This is a genomic window from Virgisporangium aurantiacum (assembly GCF_016863635.1).
GTDB lineage: Bacteria > Actinomycetota > Actinomycetes > Mycobacteriales > Micromonosporaceae > Virgisporangium > Virgisporangium aurantiacum.
Map to the genome: position 1 here is coordinate 258,102 of NZ_BOPG01000027.1, position 16,911 is coordinate 275,012.

26 protein-coding genes and 1 pseudogene are annotated in these 16,911 nt (G+C 70.0%); 12 read left to right on the forward strand and 15 right to left on the reverse strand.

The genetic code is table 11. The features are described from left to right. The 9 genes from Vau01_RS22465 to Vau01_RS22505 all read left to right on the forward strand — a co-directional run bounded on the left by Vau01_RS22465 (position 1) and on the right by Vau01_RS22505 (position 4,882). Positions 1-588: an SRPBCC family protein gene (locus Vau01_RS22465; RefSeq protein WP_203996006.1), complete on the forward strand. Its 588-nt coding sequence runs from the start codon at positions 1-3 to the stop codon at positions 586-588. Between the two features lie 91 nt (positions 589-679). Further along, entirely contained in the window at positions 680-946 is a 267-nt protein-coding gene (locus tag Vau01_RS22470; RefSeq protein WP_203996008.1) for a hypothetical protein, read from the forward strand. Between the two features lie 5 nt (positions 947-951). Then, positions 952-1,179, forward strand: coding sequence for a hypothetical protein (locus Vau01_RS22475; protein WP_203996010.1), 228 nt, complete (start codon positions 952-954; stop codon positions 1,177-1,179). A gap of 18 nt (positions 1,180-1,197) precedes the next feature. Next, complete coding sequence (locus Vau01_RS22480; RefSeq protein WP_203996012.1) at positions 1,198-1,440, forward strand: hypothetical protein; 243 nt, start codon at positions 1,198-1,200, stop codon at positions 1,438-1,440. A 2-nt stretch (positions 1,441-1,442) separates the two neighbouring features. Beyond that, a complete protein-coding gene (locus tag Vau01_RS22485; protein ID WP_203996013.1) occupies positions 1,443-1,712 on the forward strand; it encodes a hypothetical protein in 270 nt (89 codons plus the stop codon). Positions 1,713-1,716: 4 nt separating this feature from the next. Further along, a complete protein-coding gene (locus Vau01_RS22490; RefSeq protein ID WP_203996014.1) occupies positions 1,717-2,064 on the forward strand; it encodes a hypothetical protein in 348 nt (115 codons plus the stop codon). Positions 2,065-2,622: 558 nt separating this feature from the next. Beyond that, positions 2,623-3,699, forward strand: a complete 1,077-nt coding sequence (locus Vau01_RS63470; protein WP_506019025.1) for an NsdA family TPR-like regulatory protein — start codon at positions 2,623-2,625, stop codon at positions 3,697-3,699. After that, entirely contained in the window at positions 3,696-4,223 is a 528-nt protein-coding gene (locus tag Vau01_RS22500; protein ID WP_203996015.1) for a hypothetical protein, read from the forward strand. The genes Vau01_RS63470 and Vau01_RS22500 overlap by 4 nt, the downstream gene beginning before the upstream one ends. A 65-nt stretch (positions 4,224-4,288) precedes the next feature. Continuing rightward, a complete protein-coding gene (locus Vau01_RS22505) occupies positions 4,289-4,882 on the forward strand; it encodes a hypothetical protein (protein WP_308440477.1) in 594 nt (197 codons plus the stop codon). 500 nt (positions 4,883-5,382) lie between these two features. Here the strand turns inward: Vau01_RS22505 and Vau01_RS22510 are convergent, their stop codons facing one another. Together Vau01_RS22510 and Vau01_RS22515 are read right to left on the reverse strand one after the other, a co-directional pair. Continuing rightward, positions 5,383-5,586 carry a DUF6355 family natural product biosynthesis protein gene (locus Vau01_RS22510; protein WP_203996017.1) on the reverse strand — a complete coding sequence of 68 codons (204 nt, stop codon included), beginning with the start codon at positions 5,584-5,586 and terminating at the stop codon, positions 5,383-5,385. A 273-nt stretch (positions 5,587-5,859) separates the two neighbouring features. Next, the gene (locus tag Vau01_RS22515) at positions 5,860-6,120 is read right to left on the reverse strand and encodes a GNAT family N-acetyltransferase (RefSeq protein ID WP_203996018.1); all 261 of its coding nucleotides are present in this window, start codon (positions 6,118-6,120) and stop codon (positions 5,860-5,862) included. Positions 6,121-6,140: 20 nt separating this feature from the next. On the opposite strand from Vau01_RS22515, the gene Vau01_RS22520 reads away from it, so the two are divergent. Then, on the forward strand, positions 6,141-6,461 hold the full coding sequence (locus Vau01_RS22520) for a sugar nucleotide-binding protein (RefSeq protein WP_203996021.1): 321 nt from the start codon (positions 6,141-6,143) through the stop codon (positions 6,459-6,461). A 79-nt stretch (positions 6,462-6,540) separates the two neighbouring features. Further along, positions 6,541-6,765 (forward strand): annotated as a pseudogene (locus Vau01_RS65690) (ISAs1 family transposase); the annotation flags it as partial. On the opposite strand, the gene Vau01_RS22530 reads toward Vau01_RS65690, so the two are convergent. From Vau01_RS22530 to Vau01_RS22570, 9 genes are all read right to left on the reverse strand, one after another. Continuing rightward, positions 6,758-7,000: a hypothetical protein gene (locus tag Vau01_RS22530; RefSeq protein ID WP_203996022.1), complete on the reverse strand. Its 243-nt coding sequence runs from the start codon at positions 6,998-7,000 to the stop codon at positions 6,758-6,760. The pseudogene Vau01_RS65690 and the gene Vau01_RS22530 overlap by 8 nt on opposite strands. A gap of 204 nt (positions 7,001-7,204) precedes the next feature. Then, positions 7,205-7,645, reverse strand: a complete 441-nt coding sequence (locus Vau01_RS22535; protein ID WP_203996023.1) for a hypothetical protein — start codon at positions 7,643-7,645, stop codon at positions 7,205-7,207. Continuing rightward, complete coding sequence (locus Vau01_RS22540; RefSeq protein WP_203996025.1) at positions 7,642-7,917, reverse strand: hypothetical protein; 276 nt, start codon at positions 7,915-7,917, stop codon at positions 7,642-7,644. Before Vau01_RS22540 ends, Vau01_RS22535 begins: the two co-directional genes overlap by 4 nt. Continuing rightward, complete coding sequence (locus Vau01_RS22545; RefSeq protein WP_203996032.1) at positions 7,914-9,047, reverse strand: vWA domain-containing protein; 1,134 nt, start codon at positions 9,045-9,047, stop codon at positions 7,914-7,916. Before Vau01_RS22545 ends, Vau01_RS22540 begins: the two co-directional genes overlap by 4 nt. Next, positions 9,040-9,903 (reverse strand): AAA family ATPase, encoded by an 864-nt coding sequence (locus Vau01_RS22550; protein WP_203996033.1) that lies wholly within the window; start codon positions 9,901-9,903, stop codon positions 9,040-9,042. The genes Vau01_RS22545 and Vau01_RS22550 overlap by 8 nt, the downstream gene beginning before the upstream one ends. A 4-nt stretch (positions 9,904-9,907) precedes the next feature. Beyond that, complete coding sequence (locus Vau01_RS22555) at positions 9,908-10,159, reverse strand: hypothetical protein (protein ID WP_203996035.1); 252 nt, start codon at positions 10,157-10,159, stop codon at positions 9,908-9,910. 78 nt (positions 10,160-10,237) lie between these two features. Continuing rightward, positions 10,238-11,116, reverse strand: a complete 879-nt coding sequence (locus Vau01_RS22560) for an XdhC family protein (protein WP_203996036.1) — start codon at positions 11,114-11,116, stop codon at positions 10,238-10,240. Positions 11,117-11,129: 13 nt separating this feature from the next. Beyond that, positions 11,130-11,765: a response regulator transcription factor gene (locus tag Vau01_RS22565; protein WP_203996037.1), complete on the reverse strand. Its 636-nt coding sequence runs from the start codon at positions 11,763-11,765 to the stop codon at positions 11,130-11,132. Further along, entirely contained in the window at positions 11,717-13,018 is a 1,302-nt protein-coding gene (locus Vau01_RS22570) for a sensor histidine kinase (protein ID WP_203996076.1), read from the reverse strand. Before Vau01_RS22570 ends, Vau01_RS22565 begins: the two co-directional genes overlap by 49 nt. Before the next feature lie 114 nt (positions 13,019-13,132). Between Vau01_RS22570 and Vau01_RS22575 the strand changes: the two genes are divergently transcribed. Next, the gene (locus tag Vau01_RS22575) at positions 13,133-14,161 is read left to right on the forward strand and encodes a fatty acid desaturase family protein (protein ID WP_203996038.1); all 1,029 of its coding nucleotides are present in this window, start codon (positions 13,133-13,135) and stop codon (positions 14,159-14,161) included. A 5-nt stretch (positions 14,162-14,166) separates the two neighbouring features. Here the strand turns inward: Vau01_RS22575 and Vau01_RS22580 are convergent, their stop codons facing one another. The 4 genes from Vau01_RS22580 to Vau01_RS22595 all read right to left on the reverse strand — a co-directional run bounded on the left by Vau01_RS22580 (position 14,167) and on the right by Vau01_RS22595 (position 16,745). Further along, positions 14,167-15,150: a YihY/virulence factor BrkB family protein gene (locus Vau01_RS22580; RefSeq protein WP_203996039.1), complete on the reverse strand. Its 984-nt coding sequence runs from the start codon at positions 15,148-15,150 to the stop codon at positions 14,167-14,169. A gap of 10 nt (positions 15,151-15,160) precedes the next feature. Beyond that, positions 15,161-15,661, reverse strand: coding sequence for a hemerythrin domain-containing protein (locus Vau01_RS22585; protein WP_203996040.1), 501 nt, complete (start codon positions 15,659-15,661; stop codon positions 15,161-15,163). Between the two features lie 77 nt (positions 15,662-15,738). After that, positions 15,739-16,353: a DUF3618 domain-containing protein gene (locus tag Vau01_RS22590; RefSeq protein WP_203996041.1), complete on the reverse strand. Its 615-nt coding sequence runs from the start codon at positions 16,351-16,353 to the stop codon at positions 15,739-15,741. After that, a complete protein-coding gene (locus Vau01_RS22595) occupies positions 16,329-16,745 on the reverse strand; it encodes a phage holin family protein (protein ID WP_203996043.1) in 417 nt (138 codons plus the stop codon). The genes Vau01_RS22590 and Vau01_RS22595 overlap by 25 nt, the downstream gene beginning before the upstream one ends. Between the last annotated feature and the right edge of the window lie 166 nt (positions 16,746-16,911).

The following is a 16,911-nucleotide window of genomic DNA, read 5'->3' on the forward strand; positions in this document are numbered from 1 at the left end:
ATGCTGATCAAGAGCAGCTTCGAGGTGGCCCAACCCGTCGACAAGGTGTGGGCGTTCCTCGGCGACATCCCGCAGGTGGCCAAGTGCCTGCCCGGTGCCGAACTGACCGAAGACCTCGGCGACGACAAGTACAACGGCCGGGTCGCCGTGCGGATGGGTCCGGTCAAGCTCAACTTCACCGGCACCGCGCAGATCAAGGAGCGCGACGACCAGGCCAAGCGCATCGTGGTCGACGCCGCCGGGCAGGAGGAGAAGGGCCGCGGTCGGGCCGCCATGCTGGCCACCGCGACGCTCGCTCCGGTGCGCGGCGGAACCCGGGTCGACGTCTCCCAGGACCTGGAGGTGTCCGGCGCCGCCGCGCAGTACGGCCGCGGCATGATCTCCGACGTCACCGCCGTGCTGATGCGCGACTTCGCCACCAGCATGCAGGCGCGCATCGACGCGGCCGAGCGCGGCCTGTCACCCGACCAGATCGGCGCGGCCCACAGCGCCAGCGGCTTCGCGATCGGCCTGCGCGCGGCGCGGATGGCGCTGATGCGCGTGTTCGCCCGGTTCTTCCTGCCCTACCGAAGGGAAGCCCGTTCATGACCGAACGAAGTGAGGTCATTTATCGGCTCAGCGGAGCCGAGCCGCTTGCGGATCGGCTCCGAGGCCGCAGCTCGCGGAGCGAGGTGCGGCCATGACCTGGTGGTGGATCGGCAACGCGGTGCTGTTGCTAGTGGTGGTACCCGTGCTCGTCGCATTGCTCAACCGGGTGCTCGCGGCCCTGGAGCGGATCCGGGCGGCGAGCGACGACATTCTCGCCGGCGGCGTCGCGCTGGCCGGCGAGCTCGACAACGTCCCGGCCCTGCTGGCGACGACGGACGCGACGATCCGCGACGTCGCCACCGGCGCGGTGCGCTACGCCGGCTCCGTCGCGAAGCTTCTCCCTTCAGGAAAGGAGTAACCGCCATGCCAGCAGCGGCCGTGGTCACACTGATCATCACCGCACTGATCATCTTTGCCGCGGCTCTCGGGCTGCTGCGGGTCATCTTCCACCTGCGGGCGGTCCGGCAGACGCTCGGCGCCGTGATCGGCGGGGTGGCGGTCGTCGCCGAGAAGACGAGCACGGTGCCGTCCGTGGTGCCGTCGGTCAACGCGAACCTGAAGCCCGTGCGCGACTTCTGCGAATCGATCTGAGGTTTTTGGAGCGATGAAATGACGACCGGTTGGGCCGTGGGGTACGTGATCGCGATCGCCGTCGTGCTGGTGGTGGTCGCGCTGGTGGTGCCGATCCTGTTGCTGGCAAAGTCGATCGGCGACCAGGCCGCGACGATCAACGAGTCGCTGACGGAGTCGGTCCGCAACACCGCCGCGCTCACCCAGTTGACCACGACGATCGAGCACGCCGAGGTGATCACCGCGGGATTGAACCGCGGCCGGACCCGGCTGGGAGGCTGAGGATGGATTCCCGTGACTTGTGGTGGGGCGCGATCATCGGCGGGTTCGTGGTCGTCCTCGCGGTCGCCGCGCTGCTGACCGTCCTGGTGCTCCTGGTCCGGCGGATCGAGCGGCGGGTGGTGGTCGTGCGCGACACCCTCAAGGCCGCCGCGGCCAACACTTCCGAAACGGCGCTGATCGGCGAGACCGCCACGCGGGTCGACGCCGTGCTCGCCGAAGGCCTGGAGCACCACCTGTTCCTGGGCCGGGTCCTCGACAAAGTGAGGTCGTGACGCGATGGTCGTCCTGTCGGTGCTCGTCATCGCCGCGTTGATCGCGGGCCTCGCGATCTACCTCTACATCGTCGGCAGCCAGTTGCAGCGGGTCGCCACCCACCTCGAGGAGTGCGCCTCGATCGTGCAGACCGTGGTCGGGCACGCCGAGGTGATCGAGCCGGACGTCGAGCACATCAACCGCACCGGCGGGGTCATCGCCGGCGCGCTGCCGCTCCTGTACGGCATGGCCGAGGGGATCGTCGCCGGCGTGACGCCACGCCCGTCGCAGCCGGCCGAGCGCCCGCCGGCGGTCCCGGCCTCCGGGCGTCGCCGCTCCCGCCTGCACGACGCGGTCGGCTACCGCCCCTGATCGGTTCCGGCCTCGTCTCGCCGAGCCGATCGGTGCGGATGAGGGTGCCGTCGAGAATCGCGTAGGTCAGCCGGGCGATGCCTGTCATCGCTTGCGCCAGGGTCGGAGCCCGCCGGGTCGGTCAGGTAGCGGGCCATCGGTAACGTCCCCCGGGCGTCCGGATGGCCGGGTGTGTCCTCGTGCGGGTTGGGCGGGGAGGTCATCGTCCGGCGGTGTCGCCGGGTCGATCGACTGGTCGCCTACTCGTGGGCGACGGCGCGGAGTGTGCGGATGCTGGCTTGTGGCCATTCTCCTCCACTGTGGACTGTTGCGGATCTCGCTGAAGTCGCGCGCATACGCGGCTCGCCTCCTCTCTGGGATCGACGGTTATCGGTTGGGTTAGCGAACCTGTTAGCGGGGTGTGCTGGCCCGTGCACGGGTGTAGCACTGGCCGCATGTGGCCCCACTGGCCGAAACAACGAGCCCGATACATTGGCACTCTCATGCGCGCCCTGTCGGGCGCGACGGCCGCCACGAGCGACGGGTGTTGCGGGTTAGCGGAGACGTGACGGTCAGCCCCTGGCCGACATCGCGATCCATACCGTGCGTGCGCTGTGCGCCGGCTTGGGTATCCCAAGCTCACTCGCGGGCTTGCTCGATGACCAGGAGGACGACACGAACCGCCGCCAGTTCCTCGCGGGCACGACCGGTGCCTCGGGGCTCGCGTTGATCGGCACGGTCGAGGGCGACGTCCCGACCGAGTCGCACGATCAGGAACGGCTGTTGACGATCCCGTCCGCCACCTATCGTCGGCTTGAACAGCGCTTACCCTCGCGCAGCCTCATCGCGCCGGTGTGCGCTCACCTCGCCCTCGTGCGCCAGGTCGCCACCCGCGACGAACACTCCCCAGCACACACCCGCCGCCTGTTCGCCGTTCTCAGCGAGACGGCGGGACTCGCCGCGTGGCTCTACGTCGACGTCGAGGACCGGGCCAACGCCCGTCGTCACTACCAGCTCGCCGTTCGGATGGCCGAGCGGTCGGGCCATCCGCTCCTGCCGGCGTACATGCAGGCAAGCCTGAGCCAGTTCGCCGCGAACTGCGGCGACGCGACCGAGAGCGTCCGTCTTGTCGTGGACGCGCGGCGCCGGCTACCGCGGTCCGCGCCGGCCATCGCGGGGATCTGGATCGACGCGATCGAGTCTCTCGCCCTGGCGCAGACCAGGGACCGCAACGCCCTGACGAAGCTGGATCATGCCGAGGCGCGGCTCGCCCGGGCATCGAACGACGAACCGGTGTGGCCGTGGATCTTCCGATTCGACGAGCGGAAGCTCGCCGGATTCCGTGCACAGGTCGCGGCCAAGCTCGGCCGGCCGAAGCTCGCGGAGAAGGCCCTCCAGATCGCGCACGATCCGCAGCAGGCGCCGAAACCACGGGCAGTCGTGGACGTCATGCGGGCCGGCGTCCTCGCCAGCGATGGAAATCTCGACGAAGCGTGCAAGGTCGCGGTTGAGGCATTCGACGTCGGCCGCTCCTACGACTCGGAACGCGTGACCCGCGCCGTCGCGGAATTCCGAAACACGCTGGGCACCCAACCGGGCCGCGCCGTGGCGGAACTCGATGAACGTCTCTACGGAACCTATCGGGAGGAACTTTGACGCGAGTAGCGGTATCCGGCCATCGTCAACTGACGGCCGAGGTCGCGGCCCTGGTGTCTGCTGGAGTCGACGCGGAACTCGACCGGCTCGCCGCCACGGGTCCCGATCTGGTGGGCCTGTCCTGCCTCGCCGACGGCGCGGACCAGATCTTCGCGCTCGCCGTCCTGAACCGTGGCGGGTCCATCGAAGCCATCGTGCCCGCCGAGCTGTACCGCGACGGCATCCCCGACGAAGACAAACCGGCGTACGACACGCTGCTCGGCCGCTCCAGCGAGGTCTATCGCTGCGACCACCGCGAATCAACTTCCGAGGCTCACATGGACGCGAGCCGCCTGATGATCGACAAGGCGGATCACCTGATCGCCGTCTGGGATGGGAAACCGGCGCGTGGCTACGGCGGGACCGCAGACGTCGTGGAGTACGCCCGGGCATCGAGGTGCATCTGGACGCATACGTTGCTGACGAGCCGCAGGACTGGCCGCTCTGGATGGTCAACCAATCGCGGTCTGCGACCTACGTCCTGATAGTCGCGTCCCCCGAGTATCGACGCCGGGCGGAGGACCGGGCCGCTCCGGACGAGGGGCGGGGTGTGCAATTCGAGGCAATGCTCATCCGCAATGAGATGTACGCGAACTTGAAATCTGGCCGGAAGAAATTTCTACCCGTTATCCTGCCTGATGGATCGACTAGCGATATCCCCACCTGGCTTGGTGGCGACGCCTCTACGAACTATCAGATCAAGCAGCTAACTGCTCGGGGCGTCGAGGGACTGTTGCGGTATATTACTGATCAGCCATTGTATGTCGCGCCCCCGATCGGCAACGTGCCGGTGTTGCCGCCGCGAAAGACGGTCGGAGCCGCCGAGCTATCAGATTCCGATGACTCGGCACCGCCATTGGCGACGAAACTGACGGCGTTCTCAACGGATGAAATGCTTTTGCAGTCGCAGGTGCGCCAATTCTTGACGCGGAGCGACATTGGACTTCGCGACGATGATCTCGGCCTTGATCTCCGTGATCAGGAGGGGCGCCGCCATCTTATCGATATAGCATGCGCAAACACTGTCATCCAGTACAAGTTGACGGATTCCGGCCGCGAACGCGGTTGGAGATCGAACGAAAACTGGCGACTTGGGTCAGTGATAGGGCCGAAACTACCGGACGGCCGTATTCGGCAGTATTGACCGACGGCGGGCCTAACTCTTGCTCTTGTGGGCTGGATCGGACGGGCACCCGTGCCGGCGGCACGCTGGTTATTTCGGCCCGAATGTGAACCCCCACGTTCCGTCAATGAAGGACTGCTTGCAGGGGCCGACGCGGTAATAACGAGCGAAGTTGGACCGGCTCGAGATACACGAGTCGTAGCTGGAGTAGCCGCCGCTGTAACAGCACGCCTGGCTCCCGACCGGAGGCGAACTCACCGTGGCGGTCGCGGCGGCGTCGACTGTCGCACTGGCATTTGCTGTCACCCCGATGGGAAGCAGGCCCACTAATGCGAGTCCGACGATGACTGGTACCCGCTGGAAAGCGCGGCGCATGTCGCTCCTGATTGGTAGGTGAGGGTCGAGCGATCAACAAAGGTCGGACATACCAAGATCTTCCAAACCGGCTACTCCTACGCCCCGAGAGCGCCGCCACCATGCAGGCGTCGGTGCTCACGGGCTCGGGAACGGTCACTGAGCAATCAGCACAACCCCACGTACCACGCGTTGTCAGCGAAGATGTAGTAGTCGACGAACACGTCCTGCCAGGGACCCACGCACGTGGTGTAGTTGGGCCCCTTCCGCTTGTCGACCTCGATCCGGATCTGGGTCGGACCGCAGTGCCAGTAGCGGAGGTGCGCGTAGTCCATCGGGCTGTCGCGGTAGGCGCCACACTGCTTTCCCACCGGAGCCTCGAGCACCCCGATGCCCCCACCGGTAGCTGATTCAACGGCAACACCGCGCCCGGCGGTAGCCGCCGATGCGTTGCCGGCCGGCGCCGCCGCCGCAAGGCCCGCCACTACGACCGCCACTGCCAGCCTGCTCATCATCTTCGGAGCGTTCACTCGTCCCCCTTCGCACACCAACGGGTCAGATCCGACGGTATGTGCCGACGCTGCCGTGCCACTCTCGCGGCGCTCTCGCGCGACGTCAGCCCCGGACCGGCGGCACGGCCGCTTCTACAGCTCCAGCTCGAAGCCCTCATGGGACGCGACGAAGCCCAGCCGTTCGTAGAAGCGGTGCGCGTCCTCCCGGGCCCGATCCGACGTCAACTGGACGAGCGCGCAGCCCCGGCTGCGCGCTTGGTCGACCGCCCACCGCATCATCGCGGCCCCGAGCCCGCGGTTCCGGTACCCCGCCGCGACCCGGACGGCCTCGATCTGGGCAAGCACACGGCGATTCCAGATCCGGCCCACTCCGGCACCGGCCGAGACAGCCACTGTGCTGGAGGTAGTCCTCGATGCGCGACCGCGGACCGACGATCCTGATCACCGGCGCAGCGGGAATGCTGGGATCGGCAGTCGTTCCGGCCGCCCGGGCGGCCGGCTACCGGGTGGTCGCGACCGACATCCAGCCCGGCGCGGTCCAGCTTGATGTACGCGACCCGCACGGCGGTGGAGGCGGCGGTCGCCAGCCTCTCCCCGCTGTGGTCGTCCACCTGCCCGCCTTGACCAGCCTCGAGGAGTGCGAACTCGACCCGGGTTCGTCGCCGCGTTCACCGCGGTCTCCGGCGGCGAACCGCGCCTGGCCGACCTGCACATCACGATCGCCGCGGCATTGACCGCACACGCCCTCAACGTCGGCTACACCCCGGTCATCAGCCACGTCGACCAGAACTACCTGCGCGCCGAGACCTACGCCGCGGACACTGGGGAATCGAAAACAAGACCCACTGGGTCCGCGACGTCACTTACGACGAAGACCGCTCCCAGATCCGCACCGGCACCGGTCCCCAAGTCATGGCCACCCTCCGCAACGCCGCCATCGGCGCCCTACGACTGGCCGGTGTCACCAACATCGCCGCCGCCACCCGCCACCACGCCCGCAACGCCAACCGACCCCTGGCCCTACTCGGCATCATCTAACGACTTTGCCGGGGCCCTGGACGGGCACCGAGCCGAGTGTGATCGCATCCTGTTCCGCCTTGAGGATCTTTAGTAGGAGTGAGGCGCGTTCGTTGGAGACGCCGTGCCCGTCCTCGCGCATGGCGTGGGCGAGGTTGTCTCGCGACAGCGACCGAGCGTTGGCGGCGAGCGTCGCGCGGGCCGCCCGCGCCGCCAGCACGAGGTGCGCCACGGCGCGGATGTCGACCGCCGCCACCCGGCCGCGGTTCCGCCCCAGGTGCCGGCGGCGCGGTCAGCCGGACCGGTCGGGGACAGTGTGGCGGCGGTCGTCCGCTCACCGGGGTCGGTCCCGGCCCCCGGCACTCGACGCCATCGGTGGGGTGGATGGCCTGCGCAGCCGGATCACCATCCTCGGTCTCGACGAGCGCAACTGGACGACTGACGTGCTCCGCTGACCCCGCTACCGGTTCTGAGGTTCGCCGGGTTCGCGGCTGGTCGTCAGCGGGCCGGTGGTCGGTGCGGTGTACCCGCCGATCCACTCGTCCTTCCAGGACCGGTCGTACTGCTGCTCGTTGCAGGTCGGGCGGTAGATGGCGGCCAGTTCCCCGGCGATCTGCTCGCGGTGTGACCGCAGGCCGCCGGGCACGTCGTAGGTGCAGATGTAGACACCCCAGCGGCCGCCGGCCCGCTTCACCCAGCATGGCGCGGCCGGATGGTTGAACGGGAAGCCTTCGGCCGACAGGTCGTCGGAGTGGCCGACGTAGATGACCGCGTAGGTTTCGCGGGCCGGGTCGGGCTTGTACATGACCGCGTACACCGCCGGGCGGGCCGGTGGCGTCCACCCGCCGAGCGTCCGGGGTCCCTCGAACGGGTACCCGGCCAGCGATCCCAGCCTGATCACGCGAGATCGTCGTCCTCGCTGATGGCCTCGGTGGTGGTGATCGGCCACGCCGGCAGCCCGGCCTCGCGCACCGCGCCGACGAACGTCTCGGTACCGAGACGCACGGCGGACGAACGGTCGTCGGCCTCGACGACCACCTGCGCGCCGTAGTGCATGCTGCCGATGCCGGAGGCGATCCCGCCGGAACCCGCGACGGCGTCGGCCAACGCGAGCACCTCCTCGTGGCTGACCTCCCGATCGCCCTCGGCGACGATCGACACGCTCCACTTCACGACAGCTCCGGTAGCAGTTGCGCGAACTCTTCCAGGCTCTGCAGGCTGTGCCCCGACATCAGCACGTCGATGTACGGCGCCGCGACCATCATGCCCAGGCTGTTCGGCCGGAAGTCGCGGTTCGTGCCCTTGTGCGGGTTCATCCACACCAGACGGTGGCACAGCCGGCTCAGCCGCTCCAGCGCGGTCTCCAGCACCTGCGGGTCGCCCCGGTCGAGCCCGTCGGAGCAGATCACCACGATTCCGCCGCGACACACCCCGCGCCGTCCCCAGTGGCGGACGAACGTGTCCAACGAGTCGCCGATCCGGGTGCCGCCCTCCCAGTCGAAGACCGCCCGCGCGGCCCGGTCCATCGCGTCGTCGACCCGGCGCCGCTCCAGCGCCCGGGTGACGCGGGTCAGCCGCGTGCCGAAGCAGAACGCCTCGACCCGCGCGCTGGCCCGGGTCGCCGAGTAGGCGAACTGCAGCAGGTTGCGGGAGTAGTCGGCCATCGAGCCGGAGACGTCGACGATGAGGATCAGCGGTCGCAGGCGGTTCTTCCGGCGCCGCCAGTGCAGCGTCGAGGGGTCGCCGTAGGCGCGCATCGCCGCGCGGGCGGTCCGGCGTGGATCGGGCGTCCGGCCGCGCCGGGCAGCCATGGTGCGCCGGGTCCGCCGGCGCGGCGGCGCCAGGCGGATCGTTGCGATGATCTTCTGGACGGACCTGAGCTCCTCCGGCGTGCAGGCCGCGAACGACTTGTTCCGCAGGACCTCGGCGTCGGAGCCGACGAGGCCGAGGCGGGCCGGTTGCTCGTCGCCGCTGTCGGTGCCGGGCTCGGTCGCGGGCACCTGCAGCACCGACGCGGTCTCGGCCGCCGACCGGACCGTCAGCCGCAGCGGCTCGGGGAGGTCGTCGGCGCCGTCGAGGAAGAACCGCCGGAACACCCGGTCGTACACGGGAATCTGGTCGCGGCGCGTGACCAGGGTGGCCCGGCCGGCCCAGTACAGGTCGAGGAGGTCGGTCGGGTCGAGCCGCGCCATTGCCGCGCAGTAGGTGACGACGTCGCCCGATCCGACCGCCAGGGCCGCGCCGCGCAGTTCTCCGGTGAAGGCGACCAGGATGCCGACGAGCGGGTTGTCGGGGTTATGCACCCGCGATCCGATCGAGGTTGGCGCGGACCAGTTCCAGGTCGTCGCGCTCCTTCACGACCGCGCCCAGCGTGTCGTCGAGCGTCTGGACGTCGAGTTCGGTGGCGCCGAGCACGCCGAGCGTCCGGACCCAGTCGATGGTCTCCGCCACGCCCGGCGGCTTGGCCAGGTCGAGACCGCGCAGCCGGTTGACCGCGGCGACCACCGTGCGGGTGAGCGTCTCCGCGGCGGCCGGCTCACGCACCAGCACGATCTCGACCTCCCGGTCGGGGTTCGGGTAACCCACCCAGTGGTAGAGGCAGCGTCGCTTCAGCGCGTCGTGCAGCTCGCGGGTGCGGTTGGACGTCAGAACCACCAGCGGCGGTGATTCGGCCGTGATGGTGCCGATCTCGGGGACCGTGATCTGGAAGTCGGCCAGCACCTCGAGCAGGAACGCCTCGAACTCGTCGTCGGCCCGGTCGATCTCGTCGATGAGCAGCACCGCCCGGTCGCCGGCGCGGATCGCCGCGAGCAGCGGCCGTTCGAGCAGGAACTTCGGGCCGAACAACGTGTCGACCGCGTCGTCGTTCGCGAGCTGGTGCTCCGACAGGGCCCGGATCTGCAGCATCTGGCGGGCGTAGTCCCATTCGTAGAGCGCCTGGTTGGCGTCGATGCCCTCGTAGCACTGGAGCCGGATCAGGCGACGGCCGAACACCGCCGCGAGCGCCTTCGCGACCTCGGTCTTGCCGACGCCGACCTCGCCCTCGATCAGGATCGGGCGGCCCAGCGACACCGCCACGAACAGGGCGGTCGACAACCCACGGTCGGCCAGGTAGCCGTGCGACCGCAGCTGCGCGGCCAGCGATGCGACGCTCTCCATCCCGTCAGCGCGGATCGGTGCGGCCCAGCACCAGGTCCCGGATGCTGCCGCCCGACGTGCTGAGCTTGCCTTCCCGCCGTAGCCGTTCCCGCCAGGCGGCGGACAGGTCGGTACCCGGCTCGGCCATGCCGTCGAAGCTGACGTCCTTCATGTTGCGGCAGGTCTTCTGCGGCGCGCACGCCTCGTCGAGGTCCGCGGACCGCTGCCCGCCGGCGGCCCATACCGTGCGTAGCGCCTCGACCGCCTCATCAGCCATGGCACACCGTCCTCTCCGCGCGTTTCCTCGACAGTAGGTTCTGGTGGCGACTGGCGCGACCGCAGATTAAGCCTTCACTTAACTCGTCGCCCGCGCGACCTTCATCGCCTCGGCCAGGATCGAGACGGCGATCTCCGGGGGAGTGGTGGCACCGATGTCGAGCCCCGCCGGCCCGTGCACACGGTCCAGGTCGGTGACGCCCCGGTGCGCGAGCCAGTCGGCCCGGGTCTGCTGGGTGCGGCGGGAGCCCAACGCACCGATGTAGCCCACCTCGCCGGCGAGCGCCGCTTCGAGTGCCGCCCCGGCGAGCTCCACGTCGTGGCTGACCACCACGACCTTGTCCAGGGCGGCCAGGGCCGCGATCGCGCCGGTCGCGGCGCGCGCGTCGGACGCGACGTCGATGCGCCAGCCGAGCAGGTCGGCCGCGGCCCGCAACGCCTCCGCGACCGGGCCGCCGCCGACGATCAGCAGCCGCGGAACCGGCCAGAACACACTCGTCACCGTGTCCGGTTCCACCAGCGAGCCGCTCACCCGCCGAGTCTTGTCCGCAGCCGCGTCGACCCTCTCCGTACCGACGATCCGGTCACCGTCGAGGCTGACCCGGATCCCCACCGGTTCCCGGCGACGCAGCCGGTCCCACAGGTCCCCCGCCAGCATGTCGGCCGGCACGAGCACGCACCGCGCGTCGCCCCCGCAGGCCAGTCCCGCCAACTGGGCGTCGACGTCACCGACCCGCAGATCGACGACCCGGCCGGTGATCCCCTGCGACGACAGGTCGGCGAGCTGGTCGTTGAGCGAACCGCCGAGCACCGAACCGACCCGGCCCCCGCCCGGCGTGATCGCGAGTGCCTCGCCCAGGTCGCGGGCACCCAACCCGGTCGCCTCCACCACCCACGCGACGTCGACGCGGGTACCCGCCCGCAGACACGCCGCCACGCTCAACGCGATCTCGTACACCCGTCCAGCCTAGTCAGGCGTTGAGGTAGGCCAGAACGGCGAGGACGCGGCGGTTGTCGTCGTCGGAGGGCGGCATGTGCAGCTTGGTGAGGATGTTGTTGATGTGCTTGCTCACCGCCTTCTCGGTGATGCCGAGCTTGGCCGCGACGGCGGCGTTGGACCGGCCCTGAGCGATCTCGCCGAGCACCTCACGTTCCCGGGCGGTGAGCACCGCCAGCGGTTCCCGGCGGGCGAAGAGCTGCGTGATCACCTCGGGGTCCATCGCGGTGCCGCCGGCGGCGACCCGGCGGACGGCGTCGACGAAGTCGTCGACGTTGGACACGCGGTCCTTGAGCAGGTAGCCCACCCCGCCGTTCGGGGTGGCGAGCAGTTCGCGGGCGTAGAGCGGCTCGACGTGCTGGGAGAGCATGAGGACCGGCAGGCCGGGAATCTCGGTCCGGGCCGCGATCGCGGCCTGCAGGCCCTCGTCGGTGAACGTCGGCGGGAGGCGGACGTCGATGATCGCCACCTCGGGCTTGTGGGTGATCAGGGCCGGCAGCAGCTCCGGGCCGTTGTCGACGGCGGCGACGACGTCGAACTCGAACGCGTCGAGCAGCCGGGTCAGTCCGTACCGGAGGAGGGCATGGTCCTCGGCAATGACAACGCGCACGGCACCTCCATGGTGATGACGGTGGGTCCCCCGGGAGGGCTCGACAGCGCGATCGTGCCGTCGAACGCGGCGAGGCGGCGCTCGATGCCGCCCAGGCCGGTGCCGGCGGCCGGGTCGGCGCCACCGCCGCCGTCGTCGGTGACGACCATCCTAAGGGCACCGTCCGCGTGCCGGATGGAGACCGATCCGGTGTGGGCGCGGCTGTGCCGGATCATGTTGGTCAGGGTCTCGGCGACGGCGAAGTACGCCGCGGACTCGACGGGCGTGTCGGGCCGGCCGGGAAGGTCGACGTCGATGGTGATCGGCACCGGCAGGCTCAGCGCCAGCGCGCGGACCGCGCCGCCGAGTCCGCGTTCGGCGAGCACCGGCGGGTGGATGCCGCGGATGAGGTGCCGCAACTCGACCAGCGCGGTGTGGCTGGACTCGCGGGCCTCGTCCAGAAGCTTGTGGGCCTGGGCCGGGTTGCGGTCGATGAGCTTGTCGGCCAGGCCGATCGTCATGCTCAGCGAGGCGAGGCGGGCCTGGACGCCGTCGTGCAGGTCGCGTTCGATGCGCCGCAGCTCGGCCGCCTGGGCGTCGACGGTGTCGGCGCGCGTGACCGTCAGGTGCGTGACCCGCAGCCGGAGTTCGGCGGCCCTGGTCGGCGCGAGGAAGAGCCGGGCGAAGTAGGCGTCGACGCGGCGCAGCCACGGAGCCAGCCACAGGCCGCCGGCGAGGACGGCGGCGCCCTCCGGCAGGCAGAGCAGGACGCCGGGCCAGGTGTCGATGGCGAAGGTGGCGCCGTAGCCGTACCAGCCGGTGGCGAGCCAGATCCACAACGGCGTGAGCGTCAGACCCACGACCCCGTAGAGGGGCACCAGCACCCCGACCGCTCCGAGTCCGAACCCGACCAGCGCGCCCGGCCCGAGCCACGCGAGGTCGCGCCAGGTGGCCGGGTCGGTCACCGTCCACCGGAAGTGGGGCCAGGCGCCGGCCACGGCCCGTTCCGGGGGCGGGTGGTACGGACGGGTCACCAGGACGCCGGTCCGGGAGGCACGCCGGCGCTCCAGGTCGGTGCGCTTGCGGACCAGCGTCATCGTCCACGGCACCAGCGCCAGGCCGAGGAACGGCACCGGTGCCAGGGCGAGGGCGACGATCGACACGACCAGCAGCGGCAGGTTGGTGAACGCCAACCCCATCGCGGCCAGGCCGCTCAGCGCGCCGCGCAGTCCGCGCCGCGCCCACCGGCCCAGCCGTACGCCGCTCCCCGCCATGTCCACAGGTCACATCCTGCCTCGCGGCGCGCGTTTCCATGGTGGTGCCAGCACCACCGGGTCGCAGGTCGTAGCGCTCCTGACGAGTCGCCCCGCAGGCGGTTCGATGGAGACATGACGATCACCGTGCCATCGCGGACCAAGACGGGCAGCGACTTCGCCGTGCTGTCGCGCCGGATCACCGGCGAGGGACTGATGCGGCGCCGGCCCGCCTACTACCTGGTGCGGCTGAGCGTCGTCACGCTGATGCTGGTCGGCGGGTGGACCGCGTTCTTCCTCATCGGCTCGTCCTGGTGGCAGCTGGTGACGGCCGTGTTCCTCGCCGTCACGTTCACCCAGGTCGGTCTCATCGGGCACGATCTCGCCCACCGTCAGGTTTTCCGTACCAAACGCCCCGGCGACGTCGCTGGCCTCATCGCGGGCAACCTCGGTGTCGGGATGAGCTACGGCTGGTGGATGGACAAGCACACCCGTCACCACAACAACCCCAACCACGACGACCTCGACCCCGACGTCGCACCCGAGGTGCTCATCTGGGCCACCGAGTCGGCCCTCGGCCGCCGGGGGCTCAAGGGTTTCATCACCCGCCACCAGGCCGCGCTGTTCTTCCCGCTGCTCACCCTGCTCGCCGTCGACCTGAAGGTGTCCAGCGTCAAGGCCCTGCGCAACGGCACGGTCAAGCGCCCCCGGCTGGAGAGCACGCTCCTGATCGCGCACGGCGTCGCCTACCTCTCCGCGCTGCTGGTCGTCCTCTCCCCGCTGCAGGCGGTCGCGTTCCTGCTGGTGCACCAGGCTTTGTTCGGTGTCTACCTGGGCATGACGTTCGCCCCCAACCACAAGGGCATGCCGCACCCGACCGGCGACGAGGACTTCCTGCGCAAGCAGGTGATCACCTCCCGCAACGTCCGCGGTGGCTGGCTCACCGACGCGGCGCTCGGCGGCCTGAACTACCAGATCGAGCACCACCTGTTCCCCGGCATGCCGACGCCCAACCTGCGCAAGGCACAGCCGATCGTCCGGGCGTACTGCGCCGAACTCGGCGTCGCCTACGAGGAGACCAGCCTCGTCACGTCCTACCGGCAGGCCCTGCAATACCTGCACGAGGTGGGCGCACCGGCCCGCGCCGAGCACGCGGCCCGCTGAGCCGGCTACCGGCGCCGGCGGGGTGGGCGGGCCCCGCGTCGCGGGGCGACCGGGCCGCGGCGGTGGATCACCCGCTGGTGGACGGCCGCCGGCGGCGCGGGGGTGGCCGCAGGCACGGCCAGATCGGTGACGGGCCCGCGGGTGCTGGTGGCGGCGAGCGCGGCGGCGAACAGGACAAGCTGGTTGAGCACGCTGAGGAACACCAGCACCGCGACCGCGCCGGTGACGAGATGGTAGGCCGGGTTGGCCTGGGTGCGGTGCACGTAGACGCGGCCGAGGGTCTTGAGCACCTCGAGTCCAGCGGCGACGAACAGCGCCGGTCCGAGGACCCGCCGAAGCCGCATCTTCAGCCGCGGCAGCGCGGTGAGGGCGGCGATGGCCAGCAGGACGTTGACCCCGACGCCGAGCACGTACCCGGCCGATCGGAGCAGCCACCGGCCCGGCGGTCCGGCCGCGTCGGCCGTGTCGAACAGCAACAGGTTCAGCAGGGTCCCGGTGCCCGTCGCCGCGGCGAGCGAGGCGGCCAGCAGCAACCCGAGCCCGGCCAGGACGGCGAGATCGATGAGTTGCCGGAGGAAGAAGTTGCCCGGGTACTGCGGCAGCCGCCAGATCGCCCGGATCGAGGAGCGCAGCGAGTCGACCCAGAACAGGCCGGCGACCGGCAGCACGACGAAGGCGACCAGCCCGGCGGTGCCGCGGGCCTCCCGTAGCGCCCGGGCGTCGAGACCGGGCAGGTTCTCCGACAGGTAGCCCTGCACCGCACGCAGCGCGGCGGGATCGTCCAGAACGAAGCCGAGCACCGCGAAGCCCAACAGGGCCAGCGAGAACGCGGCGAAGAACGAATAGTAGGTGACCGCGGCGGCCAACCGGCCGCCGTCGGCCCGGTCGTAGCGGACCACGGCCCGGGCCAGATGGTCGAGCCGGCCGAACCGGCGACGGGCCCGCCCGAAGGCCGCCACCACCCGCCGCGTCCACCCCGATCCGGTCATTCCGGTCCGGTCAGGCGACGACCGCGTCGACGGCCTTCTTCAGCGCCGACGGCTGCGTCGGCTTGCGCGGCGCCTTCCTGCGCATGTCGTTCATGCGCGCGCCGATCTCCTGCAGCTGCTTGCGCCCGAGGCCTTCCCGGACCTTGGGGAACCACTCCTGCTCCTCCTCCTCGATGTGGTGCGTCACGTTCTCGATGAGCACGGTCGTCTTGGCGGTGAACCGCTCGTCGCCAGCGTTCATGGTGTGGAGCTCGGCGCAGAGCACGTCGGCGACGTGGTGTTCCTCGTACGATTCGAGCACGTCGTCCTCGAGGTCGGGGAGGAGCTTGCGGACCTCCGGGTACATGCACTCGTTCTCGATGTACGTGTGCACCGTCAGGGCCTCGATGATCTGCTTGACGATCCTGCCCTTGCGGGCGGTGGCGCCGTCTCCGGCGTCGTTGAATTCCTTGAACAGCCGGCGGATCTCTTTGTGGTCGTTCTTGAGTAGGACGATGGCGTCGGTCGACACGATTGCTCCTTCAGTTGTCGAGGCACGGGCCCGGTGGACGTGTCGTCCACCGGGCCCACGCACCAAGCCGGTCGGGGTCAGCTGACCGACTGGCGGGTCTCCTGCACGGTGGTGCGGCCGGACTCCCTGGCCTGTTCGGCGGTGTTGCCGGCCGCCTGCTGGACGGTCTGCTTGACCTGTCCGGCGGCGTCCTTCGCCGTCTCCTGGAGGTCGCCGGCGATGTCACGCGCCGCGTCCTTCGCCTGGTCGACCAGACCCTCCGAGCGGTCGGCGACGGCGGCACCGGCGCGCTTCTCCGGCTCGGTCTCCGGCAGCAGCGCCGCCGTCAACAGTCCGATGCCGAAAGCGATGACGCCGACGGCGAGCGGGTTGCCGCGGGTCCGGCGGGCCACCATGTCGGGCGTGCCACGCACGGTTCCGGCCACCTGATGCGCCGTCTCCTGCGCCTTGTCGCCGGCCTGCGACGCGGTCTCCTGCATCGTGTCACCGGCGTGGGAGACGCTGTCGAGGGCCGAATCCTTCGCGCCCATCACCTTGTCGGCGAGGGACCGGGCCCGTCCCTTGGCGCCTTCCCACTTGCGCCCGACCACGCGGCTGGGCACGGTGTGGTCGGCGAGCCGGTCGACGTCGTAGGCGAGTTCCCCGCGCGTCTGCTCGATCTCGGTTCTCAACTCGTCTGGCCGCGAACCCATTGGGCTTCCTCTCTCAGTGTTTCGACCGTCTGCCGCGGCACCGGATCGACGTCTTTCATGCGTTTGCGACCGACGACGTAGAGCACTCCACCGACGACTCCCCACAGGACAGCCACGATGAGTGCCGCCCATCCCAGCGGGATGACCGCGCCGAGGGCGAAGACCAGCGCGAGGGTCAGCAGGACCGTCACCATGTAGCCGGCGAAGCCGGCACCGGCGAGCATTCCGCCGGCCTTGCCCGCCTTGGCGGCCTCTTCCTTCAGTTCCGCCTTGGCCAGTGCGACCTCCTGGCGGAACAGCTTGGAGAGGTCACCGGCGACCTGGCCGAGGAGATGCCCGACGGATCCGTCGTTGTCGACCGTGCGATGCTCCGGCTCGTATCCGGTGGTCATAGGATGGTGCCCCGGGGCTGCCCGGACAGGTCGGCATAGCCGTCCGACGCGTACGGCGACGCGGGCGGTGTCACCGGCTCGGAATACACCGGCTCGGAATACACCGGCTCGGAATACACCGGCTCGGAATACACCGGCTCGGAATACACCGGCTCGGAATACACCG

Bases quoted from the DNA above. Each gene is read 5' to 3' on its own strand.
- Vau01_RS22465 (WP_203996006.1), top strand. From the start codon at position 1: ATGCTGATCAAGAGCAGCTTCGAGGTGGCCCAACCCGTCGACAAGGTG.
- Vau01_RS22470 (WP_203996008.1), top strand. From the start codon at position 680: ATGACCTGGTGGTGGATCGGCAACGCGGTGCTGTTGCTAGTGGTGGTA.
- Vau01_RS22475 (WP_203996010.1), top strand. From the start codon at position 952: ATGCCAGCAGCGGCCGTGGTCACACTGATCATCACCGCACTGATCATC.
- Vau01_RS22480 (WP_203996012.1), top strand. From the start codon at position 1,198: ATGACGACCGGTTGGGCCGTGGGGTACGTGATCGCGATCGCCGTCGTG.
- Vau01_RS22485 (WP_203996013.1), top strand. From the start codon at position 1,443: ATGGATTCCCGTGACTTGTGGTGGGGCGCGATCATCGGCGGGTTCGTG.
- Vau01_RS22490 (WP_203996014.1), top strand. From the start codon at position 1,717: ATGGTCGTCCTGTCGGTGCTCGTCATCGCCGCGTTGATCGCGGGCCTC.
- Vau01_RS22520 (WP_203996021.1), top strand. From the start codon at position 6,141: ATGCGCGACCGCGGACCGACGATCCTGATCACCGGCGCAGCGGGAATG.
- Vau01_RS22550 (WP_203996033.1), bottom strand. From the start codon at position 9,903: ATGGAGAGCGTCGCATCGCTGGCCGCGCAGCTGCGGTCGCACGGCTAC.
- Vau01_RS22555 (WP_203996035.1), bottom strand. From the start codon at position 10,159: ATGGCTGATGAGGCGGTCGAGGCGCTACGCACGGTATGGGCCGCCGGC.
- Vau01_RS22570 (WP_203996076.1), bottom strand. From the start codon at position 13,018: ATGGCGGGGAGCGGCGTACGGCTGGGCCGGTGGGCGCGGCGCGGACTG.
- Vau01_RS22575 (WP_203996038.1), top strand. From the start codon at position 13,133: ATGACGATCACCGTGCCATCGCGGACCAAGACGGGCAGCGACTTCGCC.
- Vau01_RS22580 (WP_203996039.1), bottom strand. From the start codon at position 15,150: ATGACCGGATCGGGGTGGACGCGGCGGGTGGTGGCGGCCTTCGGGCGG.
- Vau01_RS22590 (WP_203996041.1), bottom strand. From the start codon at position 16,353: ATGGGTTCGCGGCCAGACGAGTTGAGAACCGAGATCGAGCAGACGCGC.
- Vau01_RS22595 (WP_203996043.1), bottom strand. From the start codon at position 16,745: ATGACCACCGGATACGAGCCGGAGCATCGCACGGTCGACAACGACGGA.